Raw genomic sequence first — 18,122 nt, 5'->3', positions numbered from 1 at the left:
TCGACCCATTTGGAATTGGTATATTTGTCCTCATTTCAAAATTTACATCATGTTTAAAAATACTTTTCTTCTTGCTTTTCTTTGTTTGTCAACACTTTTGGTGGCACAAGAGAAACATTTAAAAAACATCAAACAACTCACTTTTGGTGGCGATAATGCCGAAGCTTATTTTAGTCCCGATGGAAAAAAATTAACCTTACAAGTTACTAATAAAGCGTTTGGTGTTCCATGTGACCAAATTTTTATGTTGGATTTACAGGAAAAAGAATTCAATGAAAAAAGTTTAAAATTGATTTCTACCGGAAAAGGAAGAACCACTTGCTCTTATTACATGCCGGATGGAAAGCACATTTTATATGCTTCTACGCATGCCGACAATCACGCGTGTCCCGCACCACCAAAATCAACCGATGGAAAATATCTTTGGGCGATTTATCCTGAATTTGATATTTACATTGCCGATTTAAATGGAAACATCACCAAAAAATTAACTGATTCTCCCGGTTATGATGCCGAAGCGGTAGTTTCGCCTGACGGAAAAAAAATTGCGTTTACCAGTATTAGAAGTGGTGATTTGGAAATTTATACAATGGACATTGATGGTTCAAACTTAAAACAAATCACTTTTGGATTAGGATATGACGGGGGATGTTTCTTTTCACATGACAGCAAAAAAATTGTATTCCGTTCTTCTTGCCCTAAAACAGAGGAAGAAATCAAAGAATACAAAGATTTATTGAGTCAAAATTTGGTTGCTCCATCAGAAATGGAAATTTACACTTGTAACATTGACGGGTCTGATTTAAAGCAAATTACTAACTTAGGAAAAGCCAATTGGGCTCCTTATTTTCATAAGTCAGACCAAAAAATCATCTTTTCTTCCAATCATCATTCTACCAGAGGATATGATTTTCAATTGTATATGATTGATATCAACGGAGAAAATTTACGTCAAATTACATGGGAAAGTGAATTTAATGCCTTTCCAATGTTTTCACCGGATGGAAAAAAGTTAGTTTTTTCAAGTAATCGTCAACAATCCAAACCCAGAGAAACCAATGTATTTATCGCGGATTGGGTAGATCAAGACGAGGCGGAATTGGCTCAACCAAAATCGTTGAAAAAACACATTTCATATTTAGCTTCTGATGAATTGCAAGGTCGATTAACTGGTTCAAAAGGCGAAGAATTAGCGGCTAATAATTTAGTAAAAGAATTAAAAAGTTTAGGTGTAAAGCCGTATGATGGAAAAAACTATATTCAAAAATTCGACTATAAAGTACGTTTGAATCCGCATGATTCCACACAAATCAAACAAAATTCAGGAAAGAATGTGGTTGGCTTTTTAGATAACAAAGCGACAAAAACGATCTTAATTGGAGCTCATTATGATCATTTGGGATTGAATGAGCACAATCATTCTTCTAAACCCAATTCAAAAGGAGAAATTCACAACGGTGCAGATGACAATGCTTCGGGTGTGGCGGCAGTTCTGGAATTGGCTCGTATGTATGCGAAAAACAAAACTACAGAGAATGTAAACTATTTATTTGCTTTTTTCTCTGGTGAAGAAGACGGTTTAATTGGTTCAAAACAATTGGCCAATGTATTAAAAAACAATCATCCGAATATTATTAGTATGATAAATTTGGACATGATTGGTCGCTTGAATGAAATGAAAAACTTGACAGTGGGCGGAATTGGAACCAATCCCAACTTCAAATCGATTGTAGAACGAAATAAACCGGCCGGATTTGCCGTTACGTTGGACGAAAGCGGTATGGGACCATCAGATCATACATCTTTTTATTTGAAAAATATTCCGGTTTTGTTTTTCTTTACGGGAACCCATGCCGATTATCACAAACCTTCAGATGATGAAGAAAAAATCAATTATTACGGAGTCCGCAATATTACCGATTATGTTTTTAGAGTGTGTAATGAAATTGCTGCTTTAGACAAAGTAGAATTTGTTCCTACCAAAACAGACGCTCCTAAAACCGCTCCAAAATACAAAGTTACATTAGGTATCATGCCTGATTACACCGACCACGGCGATGGTTTGCATGTTGATGGTGTAACTGACAACAGACCGGCTCAATTGGCCGGAATTCAAGGCGGTGATGTGATTTTAAAAATTGGAGATTGTGAGATAAAAGAAGTATATGGTTACATGAACTGTTTATCAAAAATCAATTCTGGTGATGAATTACTAGTTACATTCAAACGCAATGGGGAAACGAAAACAGTAAATGTGAAGTTCTAATTTCTTCCTAATACTATATCAACCATCAATCCCTCCGATTGATGGTTTTTTATTTTGTAAAAATGGTAGTCAGCAACTCTTTGTATAATTCTTCATCGTTGAGTTGATTGGCTCCTACTCCTTTGCTTTTCACATCAATTTCGCGGAGTTTGGCTACGATGGAGCTGACTTTTTTCATCTCCATTTGTTTATGTGTTCTACTTTGTCGTCAAATTGTGCTGCTAATGATTTTACTCTTGACTTTAAAAGTATTTTTCTTCCGTCAAGTGTCTTTGTAAAAATCAAGTCGCAAGAACCAACAAGTCTTTCCCATTGGTTTTTGAAATATTCCGCTAAATTCTTGTTTCGTCCGAGTATTTCAGGAACAGAATGATAGTCTTTTTGCTTAACAAATAGCATAAACGTGTTCTTTCTTATAAGAACATATCTTGGATTGTCAATTGGAGCAATTACTTCTTGTAGTGCGTTTATAAAAGTTGATTTATCGAAAGTCGTTCCACCTTCTAAATGACAGAAAACCGCACCCCATTTGTCAACCGAAGTTTCCACCTTTAATTTAGAATAGTCGGTTTTTATTGCTCCTGCTTTAATTAAAGAATTTAAAAGTGCGTCTCCTATATGTTGAATGTCTTTAGAAATGTCTCGGTATATGAAATACAATCTTAATGTCTTAAATGTCAGCCTACCAAAAATAGCCATTCCTATGACTCCGACAATTGCAAGGAAAGCATATAAGTCTTGAGTAGTTTTAATGTTTCTTGCTGCTCTTCCAAGTCCTTGTAAACTCTCTAAACCAAAACCAACTAAACCCGAACCTAAAGTAGCTAAAAGGTTACGAATTGTCTTATTCAAATACATTGACTTAACTGCTTTATATTCCTTTTCTTCGGGGAATGGAATTTTGATTTCTTCTACAAGATTAACGCCTGTTACAAGTGCCTTTTTCCATCTTTGTTTCAAACTTTCTCTGTCACCAGCTAGGGCTAACATTTCAATATTTTTCTTTTCGGCTTCTTCTTTCTGGAAAATGTTTTCTGGCAAATTCAATCTGCCAATTCCGTTTTCAATCCCAGATTCTTCGTTGAAAGAAACACCCACAAAACTTCTGAAACGTCTTTTTAGTAAATCAAAATCATCTCCGCCTGTTGGCGAGGTTGGGTCAATACAGACCAAATGCCAAATATTACCTGTCTTATCGCCATTTCCGTTTTGTGTTCTAATGGCTCTGCCACGCATTTGATTGGAAAGAACAAATGAACCTACAAAACTTGCCAAGATTAAAGAATTGATTGCTGGTGCGTCCCAACCTTCTCCAAGCAAAGATTTTGTTCCTATTAAAACTTCAATTTCTCCACGCTGAAAAATTTGAGTTACTATGTGAACAATATCGTGTTTGAGTTGCTCGGTTTGACTAATTAAAATGTAATTACTGTCAAAAGGAACAGGATTAGAATTGATTTGTGTAATTCCATATTTTGCAGCTTTAGCTTCAAATGCAGGATAGGCACTAATAGGAATGATAATCATTGAACCTGTCAAAACAGCAATTTTCTTGTTCTCTTTGTTTTCTCGTCTTAATTTTTCAAAGATTGGAATTACACCGATTTTATTTAGTTCAAGATTGTTGTCATGAGAGTTGATATAAAACTCTTTTCGGATGAAGTCGGAAAGAATTACTAAACGCAAATTGTTTCCTAAATTCTTGTATTCAAAATCAACAATTTCTTTGATGCCGTTTAGTTTGCTGATGCTTGAAGTCAAAAATCCTGTAACTCTCTTGTTATGCGAAAAATTGATTTGTCTTCTTTCAATTGCTCCGTATCTTCTCAGTCGGTTTTCAAGGTTTTTTTGATGTTCTTCAAATGTCTTAAAGTGTTCCTTTTCTTTATATAGATAAAAATCCAAAAGCGTTTCAATCCACTTGTAATCAAGTTTGGGAATTTTAAATTTTTTATCTCCAATTACTTCAAGATGTGTTTCGGGTATTTCTTTATCGTTAGTTTTTAGAAAAATTAAACAAGCTGAATAGCAGGAGAGGTTGTTGTAAATCCAATCTAAATGCTCTGTTGGGTTTTGCCAAATGGGATGTTGCTCAATAGCTTGAATAATTGTTTCATCACTTTTAATTTCCTGAAAAAGATTTTCAATGTTTTGTCTAAAGTCAACAATGCTTTGATTTTCTTTCTCAGTTGGGAGAGTGAAATAAACATAATCTTGATGTGGGCATAAATCACCTTCAATTACCAATTCAGGAACAGAAATTTCTGTATCAACAGGTCCGTTTAAGTCAATGTATCGTTGCCATTCTGTGGCTGTAACGTCATATGGCGGTGTGGCTGTCAAACCAACAATATTCGGGTCTAATTTTTCTTTAACTTTTGTCAGCGTTTGCCACCATTCATTTTTTAAATGGTGTGCTTCGTCAACTACAATGGTCTTTATTTTTTGGGCTTTTAATCCGCTTACAATGTTGTCAAGGTTGTGATTTGTAGCTCTGCCATTTCCGTTTGTTTCTTCTGTTTCTTCTTCTTCACTTTCAATTTCTTCTTCGTCAATTTTCCAATTGTTACAAGCTGCGTGAAGCCCTTGATAAGTGACAACAGTCATAAATTTAGGATTGCGAATGTCTCTCGAAATCCAATCAGGTGTCAAGTTGGTTTGAAGAAACAGTTCACAAAAATGTTGTATCCATTGATTGCGAATTGCGATTGTCGGGGCAAGAATTAAAGTTGGTTTATTTAGTCGAATAGTAACTTCAAGTCCTAAAATTGTCTTACCCGAGCCTGGTGGAGCAATTACGTGTAAATGTCCGTCATTTAAGTGGTCTTGTAAGTCGTCAAGAACTCTCTGCTGGTATTTTCTCCAACTATATTTAAACTCTATATCCTTTGGAAATTCTTTCAAACTTTTTTATCCTAAAATTAAATTTCTTCAAAAATCAAAATCGTTCCTCCTCCGATTGGTGGTTTTTTATTTTGCAAAAATGGTAGTCAGCAACTCTTTGTATAATTCTTCATCGTTGAGTTGATTGGCTCCTACTCCTTTGCTTTTCACATCAATTTCGCGGAGTTTGGAAACGATTGTACTAACTTTTTTCATAGGATAATTTTTCAAAGCAACATCATAATCTTTTAAAAAATACGGATTTACTTTTAAGACTTTTGAAACATTTCCCGGAGATTTGTCTTTTAAACCATGGTATTGCAATAATGCTGAGAAAAAGCCGAATACCATTCCAACAGTCAATACCATTGGGTATTCTTTTTTGTTTTGCGAAAAATGTTGTGCAATTCGATAAGATTGTAATTCGTTGCGGTCGCCAATAGCTTTTCGCAATTCAAACACATTATAATCCTTGCTAAATCCGATATTTTCTTCAATATGATTCGGATTGATGACTGTGCCTTTGGGTAGAATGATTTGTAGTTTGTCTAATTCATTGCTGATTCGACTTAAATCCGTTCCTAAAAACTCGACCAACATCGCGGCAGCTTTGGGTTCAATGGAATAGTCTTTTGGTTTTATCACTCTGGAAATCCAAGCGGCGACTTGGTTTTCATATAACTTTTTACTCTCAAAAAGGAGTCCGTTTTTTTCAATGGTCTTCGTTATTTTTTTGCGTTTATCCAACGTTTTATATTTGTATGCAATCACCAAAACCGTTGTGGGTTGAGGATTTTCGGCATAACTTTCCAATTTATCAATGGTTCTAGAAAGTTCTTGAGCTTCTTTCACAATCACCACTTGTCGTTCGGCCATCATTGGATAGCGTTTGGCATTGCCAACAATGTCTTCCACGGTTACATCACGTCCGTACAGCACCATTTGGTTAAAGCCTTTCTCCTCTTCAGACAATACATTATCTTCAATATATTCCGTTAATTTATCAATATAATACGGTTCTTCACCCATTAAAAAATAAATGGGTTTGATGTTTCCGTTTTTAATATCGTTTATAATTTTTACAATTTCATCCATGTTAGAGCTTGTCTTGGCGAATAAGTTGGCTTTTTATTTTAAATAAGTACATTTGCGGTATGCAAAAACTAAATTTTCCCGACTATTCGTTTCGCTTCAAAAATAGTGAAAATAACTTGTTGGTTTTTGATGAAATCAGGAAAAAATTTGTGGTGCTCACACCGGAAGAATGGGTACGCATTCATGTAGTGCAGTTTTTGATGGTCGAAAAAAACTATCCGAAATCGTTGATTAATGTTGAAAAAGTCATCAAAATTAACGGTTTAACCAAACGGTATGATATTGTTGTTTTTCAACCGAATGGAAATATTTTCTTGGTTATAGAATGTAAACAACCTAATGTACCGATTACACAAACTGTTTTTGATCAAATTGCCCGTTATAATTTGACTTTAAAAGCGAATTATTTAATGGTTACCAACGGATTGAATCACTATTTTTGCCAAATGGATTTGGAGAAGGAAAGTTATTTGTTTTTGAAAGATATTCCGGAGTATGGAGAGAATAGAGAATAGAGAATAGTGTATAGAGAATAGAATAAAGAAAATTGAGCTTAACTTAAATCTAATTGAAATTAATCTGAAATCATAATTATAAACATTTTATTTTTAGTACGATCCTTAAGAATTATTGAATGAAAAAAATTGCAGTCGTCATCTTGAATTGGAACGGAGCCAAACTTTTAAAAGAGTTTTTGCCTTCGGTGGTCAAATATTCGTCTGAAGCTACGATTTACGTGATTGATAATGCTTCTACAGATGATTCTTTATTGGTTTTGAAAGAAGATTTTCCGTCTGTTCAAATCATTCAAAACAAAGAAAATTACGGCTTTGCACAAGGTTATAATGAAGGTTTGCAAAACATTGAAGAAGAAATCTATTGTTTGGTCAATTCCGATATTGAAGTAACCGAAAATTGGCTTACTCCTATCCTTTCCCTTTTTGAAGAACATCAGAATGCGGCGATTGTTCAACCCAAAATTTTAGATTCCAAAAAGAAAACTCATTTTGAATATGCCGGTGCCGGTGGCGGATTTATTGACAAGTTTGGTTATCCGTATTGTCGTGGTCGTATTTTTGATACCATTGAAGAGGACAAAGGACAATACAATGACACTCTACAAATATTTTGGGCCTCCGGTGCCTGTTTTTTTATCCGAAAAAATGTCTTTTACGAATTAAATGGTTTTGATGCTGATTTTTTTGCCCATCAAGAAGAAATCGATTTATGCTGGCGTAGTTTTAACATGAATTACGATACTTTTTATTGTGGACAATCAACCGTTTATCACTTAGGTGGCGGAACTTTATCATCTTCCAATCCAAGAAAAACTTTTTTGAATTTTAGGAATTCAATGTTGATGCTTACTAAAAATTTACCTACTCAATCATTACTATTTATACTTTTTGGAAGGTTAATTTTAGATGGTATTGCCGGAATTCAATTACTATTCAAAGGAAAGTTAAAGCATTTCACATCCATTTTAAAAGCTCACTTTTCTTTTTATGCATTATTTTTTAAAACCGTAAAGAAAAGAAAATCAAGCAATAACTCTCTCTATTACTATAAAACAAGCATTGTTTTTGACTATTTCATCAAAAATAGCACGATATTTGAGGACAAAAATTAACAATAGTTTATCTATTTCTAATTTGGTATAAACAATAGTTAAGCGTTAATTTTGTAAAATCAAAAATCAATCCATATGAAAAAAGTCGTTTTAGTATTATCCGTGGTAGCATTAACCCTTACTTCTTGCGGTACAAAGAAAAAAATCGCTGAGTTAGAAGCCAAAAACAAAGAATGTCAAGATTTATTAAATTCCACGACAGTAAAATTAAATCTTTGTTTATCTGAAAAAGACTTGTTAAACAATCAAATAGCCGATTTAAAAAAATCAAATTCCGACTTAATCAGTAATGTGGGAAATATTACAATGTTATCTGCAAAAGGTGCTGAAAACTTAGAAAAATCATTAGAAAGTTTAAAAGAGAAAGATTTAAAAATATCACGTTTACAAGATGCTTTAACACGTAAAGATAGTGTTACTTTGGCATTGGTTACTAGTTTAAAAGGTGCTGTTGGTATTTCTGACCCGGACATTCAAGTGAATGTAGAAAAAGGTGTAGTAATGATTTCGATTGCGGATAAATTATTATTCAAATCAGGAAGTTATGAAATCAGTGACCGTGCAAAAGAAATTTTAGGTAAAGTTGCTAAAGTAGTAAACGATAAACCCAACTTTGAATGTATGGTAGAAAGTCATACTGATAATGTTCCTTACAGAAATGGAGTATTACTTGACAACTGGGATTTAAGTGCAAAACGTGCTACTGCCGTAGTTCGCGTATTAACTGAAACACATAAAGTAAATCCAAAACAATTGATTGCAGCGGGAAGAGGTGAGTTTTTACCTTTAGTGGCCAACAATACTGTTGAAAATAGAGCAGCAAATCGCAGAACAAGAATTATCGTAATGCCTAAAATCGATGAGTTTTATGATATGATTGAAAAAGAAATGAAAAAACAATCCAAATAATACCTAAGAATGAAGTAAAGAAACGTCTCAATTGAGGCGTTTTTTTTTGTTTAAAAAATATCAATATCTCCTTTTCCTTCTCGGATAACAACCGGTTCACCTTCCGATAAATCAATGATGGTTGACGGCTGATTATCACCATAACCGCCATCAATTACAACATCTACAAGATTTTGCCATTTTTCAAAAATCAATTCCGGGTCGGTTGAATATTCTAAAACTTCATCATCATCGTGAATAGAAGTAGATACGATAGGATTGCCTAATTGTTTAACAATTTCTAACACAATAGCATTATCCGGTACACGAATACCGACTGTTTTTTTCTTTTTAAATTCTTTTGGCAAATTATTATTTCCAGGTAAAATAAAGGTATAAGGACCGGGTAATGATCGTTTTAAAATTTTAAATGTTGGAGTATCAATTTGTTTAACATAATCAGATAAGTTACTCAAATCGTGACAAATAAATGAAAAATTTGCCTTTTCAAGTTTAATACCTTTTATTTTTGCAATGCGTTCTAAAGCTTTCGTATTGGTAATATCACAACCTAATCCGTAAACGGTATCTGTGGGATAAATGACTAAACCACCTTCTTTCAAAACCTTCACTACTTTTGCAATGGCTGCTTCGTTAGGATTTTGCGGATAAATTTTGATAAACTGTGCCATTTCAAAAATTTTGACAAATGTATCATTTATTTTCTAATCGGAATAAAAATAAAAAACCCTGCCAATTGACAGGGTTTGATATACTATACTGATAAAATTATTCAGCAATGATTTCGTATGGTAAGTCAATTACAACATTTCTGTGTAAACGAACAGTAGCACTATATTTACCGGTTCTTTTCACTGTACCTGAAGTGATGAATTTTCTATCAATTGGTTGACCTGCTTTTTCTAATGCCTCAGCAATATCAATGTTGGTAACCGAACCAAATAATTTTTCACCACCAGCTTTTGCTGTGATTTTAATTTCTAATGCTTTTAATGCTTCCGCTATTTTTTTAGCATCATCCACTAATTTTTGCTCTTTGTGAGCTTTTTGCTTTAAATTCTCTGCTAAAACTTTCTTTGCAGAAGGAGTAGCTAAACTTGCAAATCCTTGAGGAATTAAATAATTTCTTCCGTAACCTGGTTTAACCGTTACGATATCGTCTTTAAAACCTAAATTTTGAACGTCTTGTTTTAAGATTAGTTCCATGTTGATGTCCTTTTTTGTAGAAGTTAGCCCACCAATGGCGAGGCAACAACTTAATTAATTATTATTTTAATAAATCCGCCACATATGGCATTAACGCTAAATGTCTTGCTCTTTTCACAGCAACAGACACTTTTCTTTGGTATTTTAAAGAAGTACCTGTTAAACGTCTAGGTAAAATTTTACCTTGCTCGTTCACAAATTTCAATAAAAAGTCTGCATCTTTATAATCAATATATTTGATACCGGATTTTTTGAAACGACAATATTTTTTAATTTTGTTCGTATCAATATTCAAAGGAGTAAGATATCTAATATCTCCTTCTTTTTTTCCTTTTGCTGATTGCTCTATTGTTGACATAATGATTACGCTTTAACTTTTAATTTTTCTCTTCTTCTTTCTGCCCAAGAAACAGCGTGTTTGTCTAAACTTACCGTTAAGAAACGCATAATTCTTTCGTCACGTCTTAATTCAGTTTCAAAACCTAAAATTGCATCTGCAGGAGCTTTGAATTCGAATAAATGGTAAAAACCACTTTTCTTGTGTTGGATTTCATAGGCTAATTTTTTTAGACCCCAATCCTCTTTTGATACCATCTGTGCCCCTTTGGACGTAAGAAAATCTTCGAATTTGCTTACTGTTTCCTTTACCTGTTGTTCAGATAAAACGGGATTCAAGATGAAAACAGCTTCATAATGATTCATAATAATTTACTTTAAAAATGTTAAATTGGGTGCAAAAGTAATCATTTCTTTTTAATTAACAACCATAAATCAACAAAAATCGACATAACGCAAAAAAAACCGAAAAAAATTAGTTTTTATCGATGAAATGCACTATGTTTGTCTCACCAAATCTATAATTAATCGTATTATGAAACTAAATTGTGTTGTCGTAGATGATAGTTCGATTCAACGAATGATCATTACAAAACTAGTGAATAATCACCAAAACCTAACATTAATAGGTGATTTTTCTAATGCTATAGAAGCAAAGAGTTGTATGTCTATACACTCTGTTGACTTAATTTTCTTGGACATTGAAATGCCAATTATTAATGGTTTTGATTTCCTTGATGGTCTAAAAAACAAACCTCAGATTATTTTTATCACCTCAAAAGCGGATTATGCCGTTAAAGCTTTTGATTATGATGCCACCGATTACTTACAAAAACCAATTTCAGTAGAGCGTTTTGATTCAGCTGTAAAAAGAGCAATTGAATTGCACAAATTGCGTCATGAAGTAACCGAAGAAGAAGGTGATTACATCTTTATTAAAAGTAATCTGAAAAAGTTAAAAGTTTATACTTCTAAAATCAAATGGATTGAAGCGTATGGTGACTATGTAAAAGTTGTAACCGATGAAGATAGTAATTTAGTACTTTCTACCATGAAATCCTTTGAAAATGATTTATCTAAAGATCGTTTCTTACGTGTTCACAAATCATTTATCGTGAATATTGACAAAATTGAACGCTTCAATAGTAAATTTGCTGAAATCGGAGTAACTAAAATTCCGTTAAGCCGAAACAAAAAAGACGATTTGAAAAAAGCATTAGCTATCGCTTAACAAAAATCAACGTTTACCGTTCTTTTTACAGAACGATATTGCGGAATCACATCAAAACTATTCAGTATTTTCTGGATAGTTTTTTTTGTTTCTGCTTGTGACACGTTTTCAGGTAGTTTAATCAAAATGGTTCTCAAATATTCATTTCTGATTCTGTTAATCATTGGCTCTTCCGGACCTAAAACTGGAATTTTCATATTTTGAGACAGCACTTGGTATAACCATTGGGCACTTTCTTTGACTTTTTCAAAATCTTTGTGCTTCAGCGTAATTTTGATTAATCGATAATAAGGCGGATAGTTGAAAATTTGACGCTCATAAATTTGTTCTTTAAACATTCCAACATAATTATTGTGTGTTACTTGCTGAATCGTATTGTGATTTGGATTGTACGTTTGAATGACAACTTTTCCCTTTTTATCCGAACGTCCTGCTCTTCCCGACACTTGTGCCATCATTTGATAACTCCGTTCAAAAGCTCTGAAATCAGGAAAAAATAACATGTTATCTGCATTTAAAATGCCTACCAAACTTACATTATCAAAATCCAATCCTTTGGCGAGCATTTGCGTACCTACTAAAATATCAACTTCCCGATTTTGGAATTTATCAATGATTTTGTCATAACCAAATTTTCCACGAGTGGTATCTTGATCCATTCGTTGAATTTTTTTATTAGGGAAAAGCGTGGCTAATTCCAATTCAATTTGTTCTGTTCCAAAACCTTTGGTAGTCAAATCTACACTGGAACATTGATGACAATTGGTTGGTTTCGCAATCGAGTGTCCGCAATAATGACAACGGAGCTGGTTTTTAAATTTATGATAGGTCAAACTCACATCACAATTCGGACATTGAGGAACGTGACCGCACGTCATACATTCCAATAAAGGTGCATACCCTCTCCTATTCTGAAACAAAATCACTTGTTCTCCCAACGATAAACTGGCTGAAATTTCTTCTATCAACGTATCACTGAAATGTCCTTTCATTTGTTTTCGGAAATATTTATCCTTCAAATCAACCAAAACTACTTCCGGTAATGGTGCATTATTGTAGCGTTGAAAAAGCTCAACCAGACCGTATTTTTGATTTTGCACATTGTAATAGGTTTCCAAACTTGGCGTTGCAGAACCTAAAAGCACTTTTGAATGGTGAAATTTTGCCAAAACCGTCACGGCATCTCGAGCATGATAACGAGGAGCCGGATCAGTTTGTTTAAAATTGGGCTCATGTTCTTCATCAACAATTACCAATCCTAAATCAGAAAAAGGCAAAAACATGGCCGACCGAGCACCAATCACAACTTGAGCTTTTGGGGAGTTTTCCAACACTTGATTCCAAACTTCTACCCGTTCATTATTGCTGTATTTGGAATGAAAAACGGCAACTTTATTACCGAAAAAACGACGCAGTCGAGCTACTAATTGAGTCGTTAAAGCAATTTCAGGTAATAAAAAAAGGACTTGTTTTCCGGCTTCGAGATATTCCCAAATCAATTGACTGTATATTTCTGTTTTTCCACTGGATGTTACGCCGTGCAACAAACACACTTCTTTTGAAAGGAATTGTTGTTTGATTTCGTCGAATGCTTTTTGTTGTATTTCGCTTAGCGTGATTGATTTTTCTGCTTCATCAGAACTAAAATCTGTTCGATCTTGTACCAAATGATATTCTTCAAAAATTTCTTTTTCAACTAATTTTTTTAAAACAGACGAATCCACTTTTGTAAAATCAAGCAATTGTTTAGCCGAAATTGGTTTTTTATCTGTAGCTGATAATTGAAAAAATCCTAAAATCAATTCTTTTTGACGTTCCGCTTTTAAGGTTTGTAATAAAACATTCAACGCTTCATGGTCGTTATAATTTGGATGAAGTTTAATGTAGCGAACCAACTTCGGTTTGTATTGTTCATGAATCTCTTCCTGCAATTGAATGATATTTTTGTTCAAAAGCTTTTGCAACAAGGGGAAAATATTCTTTTTGTTCAAAATCGAAACCACATCATTTACCTTAATGGAACTTTGATGTTGAAGGGCTTCAAATACCAAAAATTCATCATCAGAAAGTTCAGTATCGTTGATGTTCTCATTTGATCGTAAGGAAATAATGGTTTCACTTTCCAACAAAAAACCCGATGGTAAAGCCGCTTTATAAACCTCGCCAATGCTACACATATAATACGAAGCAATCCATTGCCAATGTTTGATTTGAAATGAATTAACAATTGGTACTTCATCTAAAATCTGATGAATTTCTTTTGCTTCATATAAGGTTGGCGGATTTTCATGCGTATCAATAGAAAGAGCCGTGAAAATTTTATTTTTCCCAAACGGAACGGCAATTCGCATTCCGGGTTGAATAAACTGAAATTCTGTTTCCGAAATTTGATAGGTAAAAGTTTTATCGAGTGCGAGTGGCAATATTACTTCAACAAAATAAGGCATATATTCGTTTTTTGGCGTTGAAAATTAATCGTAAAGGTTTTTTCTTTTAAGTTTATTGATAGTCGCATTGAGTTCAAAACCCAACAATAAAACCATGCAATTTATCCAAATGTAAAACATTAAAATCAACAAGGTTCCGATTGAACCGTAAAGTTCGTTGTATTTAGCAAATTTCACCACATAAATTCCGAAAACATAGGAAGATAAAATAATTAGAATCGTTGTAAATACCGAACCAATACTAATGAAAGCAATTTTTGACGTTTGTTTGGTTCCGAATTTAAACAGCAACGATGTCGTGATTAAAATCATTAAGATAACAAAACCAAATCGAATAATTTGAATCAATGATATATCGGTATCAACGATTTCATGCAATTGAATTTTCTGAATGAATACTTCTGAAACTACGATGGCCGCAACTGTGATGATTAAAATAAGAGAAAATAGTATCGACATTCCTAATGCAATCAAATATTGTCGAATAAAACTGCGGGAAATGGTAATGTGATAAGATGTTTCAAATCCGCCAAGAATAGCGTTAATTCCATTCGACATTAAAAAAATGGACAAAATAAAACCGGAAGAAAGTAATCCTTTATAACTATTGTTCAAAATATCATCAATAATGGATTTAATGGCTTCAAACGTATTGGGCGGAACACCATCTTCTACGAAATGTAAAAAATCAACTTGAAAATTGTCAATCGGAATAAACGGAATTAAATTCAAAATGAATAATGCAAACGGAAACAATGCCATAAAGAAACTAAACGCAATGGCACCGGCACGATATGAAAAAGCACCTTTGGCAATACCTAAAATATATAACTCAATCAAATCATAAAACGACAAACCCTCTAACCAAGGTAATTTGATATTTTTCATCAACCTGACCAAATGGTTAATTACCGGAATTTTTTCGAGTTTTTCTTCTATTTCTAATGACATGTTTTTGTCTTATGAACTATTATTTTTAATTGTTTTGAAACGCAGATTCCGATAGCTATCGGAACAGATTTGCTAAAGCAAAACGCTGGTTAAAACTGATTTCTTAATTCCCAAATTACTTCTATAATTGAAAACTGCGACTGCGACTGAAAACTTCGACTGAACACTCCCAACTCCTAAAAAGCCTTCAAACTCAAATCCATATTATACACCGAATGGGTCAACGCACCGGATGAAATATAATTCACCCCACATTCAGCGTAGTGACGAATAGTTTTTTCATTAATGTTCCCGGAACTTTCGGTTAGGCATTGATTTCCAATTAAAGCAACGGCAGCTTTTGTCATTTCATAATCAAAATTGTCTAATAAAATACGGTAAACACCACCACTATTAAGGATTTCTTCTACTTCACCAAGATTTCTGGCTTCCACAATGATTTTTAAATCCAATTTGTTTTTGGTTAAATAATCTTTCGTTTTTTGAATTGCTTTTGAAATTCCGCCTGCAAAATCATTGTGATTGTCTTTCAGCATAATCATATCATACAACGCAAACCGATGATTTTCTCCTCCACCAATTTTCACGGCCCATTTTTCTGCTGCACGAAATCCGGGAGTAGTTTTTCGGGTGTCTAATACTTTTGTTTGGGTTCCTTCCAATAAATCCACATATTTTTTGGTCTTGGTGGCAATCGCACTCATGCGTTGCATCGAATTGAGCACCAACCGTTCCGCTTTTAAAATCGATTGCGAACTTCCTGAAACAAAAAAAACAACATCGCCATACTTGACAGAACTTCCATCTTGAATAAAAGTTTCCACATTTAAATCGGCATCCACATGATTAAAAATCATTTTAGCAAATTCAACTCCGGCAATAATTCCTTCATCTTTTACCAATAATTTCGCTTTTCCGGTCGCTGAGATTGGAATACAAGCTAAGGAACTATGATCGCCTTCGCCTATATCTTCTCTGATTCCGTTTTGAATGATAAGGTTTAACTCGTGTTGAAATTGGGCTTCTGTAATCATAAACTGTAATTGAATCGAATCGCTAAAATAGGAAATCGTTTGCTTATTTTATCACTTTTTTGCATAAAAAAACCACGAATATCCGTGGTTCAGTTCTTTATGGTAGCCATAAATTATTTCTTTTTCTTCACTTCGCAAGTGTTTTTACCCACCAAAGCATACAACGGACAAAAAGTGGCAAAAGCCGTAATGATTAAAATTAAGCTTACGCCCAAGACAATCCATTGTACCAGGTTGTTTTCTATTGCACCAGACATAAATAAAATCAACAGTATGATGCCAAACATGACTCTAACAAAGCGATCTGTATTGCCTACATTTTTTTTCATAAAGATTATTTTTTGGGTTATTGATTATAAAATTATGAAAAAAAAGAATAGAAAATACGATTTTATCAATTAGTTTGGTTCAACAACCGGACCGTTCCATGCTGAAATTCCACCTAAAAGGTTGAATGTTTTTTCAAAGCCTAGATGTTGCATGACTTCACACGCTTTTGCACTTCTGCTACCGGCATGACAATAGACGTAATACGTTTTTGATTTGTCCAATTCTTCCAATAGGTATATAAAACCTTGTCCTTTATAAATATCGATGTTGATGGCATTTGGAATCATTCCGTTTTCAAATTCTTCCGGTGTACGCACATCTAGAATGACTGCGTTTTCATCGTTTAGGGCATCGGCCCACCATTGTTGTTGTTGTAGATTCATTTTTTTTGAGGTGCTGATTTACTAAGGTTCTAAGGGACTAAGGTCATAAGGTTCTAAGATACTGAGGTTCTGAGGAGAAAGTGTTATAAAATACAAATTTAGTAAATTTACCTTAGTCCCTCAGTGCCTTAGCACCTTAGTACCTCTTCTATGCTTTTATCGAACAGCCTATCGCTTTGGTTGTTTTTATTCTTACTTCTTGATTTTTTAATAATGCATCAATTGCTTCTTCCACGTATTTTTGTTTTACGGCTGATGCATCACTGTGATTATCGTCGATGGCACCAATATATTGGACTACGTTTCCTTTTTCTGTTTTTTGTAGAATGTAAACATGTGGGGTTTTGGTTGCTCCGTATTGCGGATAAATTTTTTGTCCATCATCAAATAAATACGGAAATGTAAATCCTTTTTCTTTGGCACGGACTTTCATTTTGTCAAAGCTATCATCTTTTTGTTTTTCCGGATTATTCGGATTAATAGCAATAACCGGATAACCTAACTTTTTATATTTTTTGTCTAACTCGATAATTCTATCTTCATAGGCCACAGCATACGGACAATGATTGCAGGTAAAAATGACAATAAAACCTTTGGCATCTTCAAAATCTTTTAATGAGACTTTTTTATTATCTACATTTTTAAGTGAAAAATCGGTGGCGATTGATCCAATTTCATAACCACTTGGATTCAACGTTGTAAAAGCCGTTATAACTCCAATAGTCAATACAAAAAAAGCAATTTTAAATTTTTTCATCGTTTCAATTTTTAGTTAATAAATGATTGTATTTCTGTTTCTAATTCTTGTTCGGTAAAGGATTGTTCATAGAACTTTCGCGTATCATTTCTATATATAACCGTTGCCGGAATGGCTCCCGACCACTCTTTGGCTACTTTTTCAATCCAACTGTTGGCATCAGGATCATTCAAAACAATCACTTCTGCTTTTAATTTTTTTTGTTTAATGAATGGTATCACTCGGCTTTCAATCATTTTTGGAAAATCTAAACTTACTAAAATCATTTTAAACTTTCCGTTTTTGTATTTTTGGTTTAGCTTTTCAAAATGAGGCAATTCTTTCACACACGGTACACACCAAGTGGCCCAAAAATTAATCACATAAAGCGTATCATTCTTTTGATTTAAATACGATTCTATACCCTCAAAAGTAAACGATTTTGCTTTAATTCCGTCTTTTTCGTATACTTTTAATGATTTAGGAATAGATTTCTCTTGTGAAAAACCATTCAAAATGCATACAAATTGAAACAGAATTAATAAAATTATTGTTTTATATCGTTTCATTACAGTACAATTATCCCATAAAATTAAGCCTTCACCGCTCTGCTAAAAAATCTTTAACAAAAATTTAATAGACATTTGTATATACAATTAATTTAAACCACTACATTTGTACATAC

General features: G+C 33.5%; 19 protein-coding genes. 5 read left to right on the top strand and 14 right to left on the bottom strand.

Annotated features, from left to right (window positions below; translation table 11 throughout):
- Nucleotides 1–49: 49 nt before the first annotated feature.
- A complete protein-coding gene (locus H601_RS0109340; protein WP_026711271.1) occupies nucleotides 50–2,266 on the top strand; it encodes a M20/M25/M40 family metallo-hydrolase in 2,217 nt (738 codons plus the stop codon).
- A 49-nt stretch (nucleotides 2,267–2,315) separates the two neighbouring features.
- Here H601_RS0109340 and H601_RS16505 read toward each other — a convergent pair whose 3' ends face one another.
- The 3 genes from H601_RS16505 to holA all read right to left on the bottom strand — a co-directional run bounded on the left by H601_RS16505 (nucleotide 2,316) and on the right by holA (nucleotide 6,244).
- Nucleotides 2,316–2,444, bottom strand: coding sequence for a hypothetical protein (locus tag H601_RS16505; protein ID WP_425402334.1), 129 nt, complete (start codon nucleotides 2,442–2,444; stop codon nucleotides 2,316–2,318).
- Nucleotides 2,441–5,170, bottom strand: a complete 2,730-nt coding sequence (locus tag H601_RS0109330; protein ID WP_026711270.1) for a DEAD/DEAH box helicase family protein — start codon at nucleotides 5,168–5,170, stop codon at nucleotides 2,441–2,443. Before H601_RS0109330 ends, H601_RS16505 begins: the two co-directional genes overlap by 4 nt.
- A 66-nt stretch (nucleotides 5,171–5,236) precedes the next feature.
- A complete protein-coding gene (gene holA, locus H601_RS0109325; protein ID WP_026711269.1) occupies nucleotides 5,237–6,244 on the bottom strand; it encodes a DNA polymerase III subunit delta in 1,008 nt (335 codons plus the stop codon).
- Between the two features lie 59 nt (nucleotides 6,245–6,303).
- Between holA and H601_RS0109320 the strand changes: the two genes are divergently transcribed.
- The 3 genes from H601_RS0109320 to H601_RS0109310 all read left to right on the top strand — a co-directional run bounded on the left by H601_RS0109320 (nucleotide 6,304) and on the right by H601_RS0109310 (nucleotide 8,783).
- Entirely contained in the window at nucleotides 6,304–6,759 is a 456-nt protein-coding gene (locus tag H601_RS0109320; RefSeq protein ID WP_026711268.1) for a type I restriction enzyme HsdR N-terminal domain-containing protein, read from the top strand.
- Nucleotides 6,760–6,878: 119 nt separating this feature from the next.
- Nucleotides 6,879–7,874, top strand: a complete 996-nt coding sequence (locus H601_RS0109315; RefSeq protein WP_026711267.1) for a glycosyltransferase family 2 protein — start codon at nucleotides 6,879–6,881, stop codon at nucleotides 7,872–7,874.
- 75 nt (nucleotides 7,875–7,949) lie between these two features.
- Nucleotides 7,950–8,783: an OmpA/MotB family protein gene (locus H601_RS0109310; protein ID WP_026711266.1), complete on the top strand. Its 834-nt coding sequence runs from the start codon at nucleotides 7,950–7,952 to the stop codon at nucleotides 8,781–8,783.
- Between the two features lie 50 nt (nucleotides 8,784–8,833).
- Here H601_RS0109310 and H601_RS0109305 read toward each other — a convergent pair whose 3' ends face one another.
- The 4 genes from H601_RS0109305 to rpsF all read right to left on the bottom strand — a co-directional run bounded on the left by H601_RS0109305 (nucleotide 8,834) and on the right by rpsF (nucleotide 10,691).
- Nucleotides 8,834–9,454, bottom strand: a complete 621-nt coding sequence (locus H601_RS0109305; RefSeq protein ID WP_026711265.1) for an L-threonylcarbamoyladenylate synthase — start codon at nucleotides 9,452–9,454, stop codon at nucleotides 8,834–8,836.
- A gap of 97 nt (nucleotides 9,455–9,551) precedes the next feature.
- Nucleotides 9,552–9,989: a 50S ribosomal protein L9 gene (gene rplI / locus H601_RS0109300; protein ID WP_026711264.1), complete on the bottom strand. Its 438-nt coding sequence runs from the start codon at nucleotides 9,987–9,989 to the stop codon at nucleotides 9,552–9,554.
- Nucleotides 9,990–10,050: 61 nt separating this feature from the next.
- On the bottom strand, nucleotides 10,051–10,347 hold the full coding sequence (rpsR, locus tag H601_RS0109295) for a 30S ribosomal protein S18 (protein WP_026711263.1): 297 nt from the start codon (nucleotides 10,345–10,347) through the stop codon (nucleotides 10,051–10,053).
- Nucleotides 10,348–10,352: 5 nt separating this feature from the next.
- Nucleotides 10,353–10,691, bottom strand: coding sequence for a 30S ribosomal protein S6 (gene rpsF / locus H601_RS0109290; RefSeq protein WP_026711262.1), 339 nt, complete (start codon nucleotides 10,689–10,691; stop codon nucleotides 10,353–10,355).
- A gap of 169 nt (nucleotides 10,692–10,860) precedes the next feature.
- Here rpsF and H601_RS0109285 point away from each other — a divergent pair, with 169 nt between their 5' ends.
- On the top strand, nucleotides 10,861–11,556 hold the full coding sequence (locus tag H601_RS0109285; RefSeq protein WP_026711261.1) for a LytR/AlgR family response regulator transcription factor: 696 nt from the start codon (nucleotides 10,861–10,863) through the stop codon (nucleotides 11,554–11,556).
- Here H601_RS0109285 and priA read toward each other — a convergent pair.
- The 7 genes from priA to H601_RS0109250 form a co-directional block, all read right to left on the bottom strand.
- Nucleotides 11,553–14,003, bottom strand: coding sequence for a replication restart helicase PriA (gene priA, locus H601_RS0109280; protein ID WP_026711260.1), 2,451 nt, complete (start codon nucleotides 14,001–14,003; stop codon nucleotides 11,553–11,555). The two genes, H601_RS0109285 and priA, sit on opposite strands and share 4 nt — an antisense overlap.
- Before the next feature lie 24 nt (nucleotides 14,004–14,027).
- Nucleotides 14,028–14,954, bottom strand: coding sequence for a YihY/virulence factor BrkB family protein (locus tag H601_RS0109275; RefSeq protein WP_026711259.1), 927 nt, complete (start codon nucleotides 14,952–14,954; stop codon nucleotides 14,028–14,030).
- 176 nt (nucleotides 14,955–15,130) lie between these two features.
- On the bottom strand, nucleotides 15,131–15,988 hold the full coding sequence (gene nadC, locus H601_RS0109270) for a carboxylating nicotinate-nucleotide diphosphorylase (protein WP_026711258.1): 858 nt from the start codon (nucleotides 15,986–15,988) through the stop codon (nucleotides 15,131–15,133).
- 113 nt (nucleotides 15,989–16,101) lie between these two features.
- Nucleotides 16,102–16,317, bottom strand: a complete 216-nt coding sequence (locus H601_RS16355) for a YgaP family membrane protein (protein WP_084139965.1) — start codon at nucleotides 16,315–16,317, stop codon at nucleotides 16,102–16,104.
- A gap of 69 nt (nucleotides 16,318–16,386) precedes the next feature.
- Nucleotides 16,387–16,701 (bottom strand): rhodanese-like domain-containing protein, encoded by a 315-nt coding sequence (locus tag H601_RS0109260; protein ID WP_026711256.1) that lies wholly within the window; start codon nucleotides 16,699–16,701, stop codon nucleotides 16,387–16,389.
- A gap of 148 nt (nucleotides 16,702–16,849) precedes the next feature.
- Nucleotides 16,850–17,458 carry a thioredoxin family protein gene (locus H601_RS0109255; RefSeq protein ID WP_026711255.1) on the bottom strand — a complete coding sequence of 203 codons (609 nt, stop codon included), beginning with the start codon at nucleotides 17,456–17,458 and terminating at the stop codon, nucleotides 16,850–16,852.
- An 11-nt stretch (nucleotides 17,459–17,469) separates the two neighbouring features.
- Nucleotides 17,470–18,006 (bottom strand): TlpA disulfide reductase family protein, encoded by a 537-nt coding sequence (locus tag H601_RS0109250; protein WP_026711254.1) that lies wholly within the window; start codon nucleotides 18,004–18,006, stop codon nucleotides 17,470–17,472.
- Nucleotides 18,007–18,122: the final 116 nt, after the last annotated feature.

Source organism: Flavobacterium filum DSM 17961 (assembly GCF_000425465.1).
In the GTDB taxonomy this organism is placed as follows: Bacteria; Bacteroidota; Bacteroidia; order Flavobacteriales; family Flavobacteriaceae; genus Flavobacterium; species Flavobacterium filum.
The sequence above is the reverse complement of the archived record's forward strand: the minus strand, read 5'-3'. Positions and strand labels throughout refer to the sequence as shown.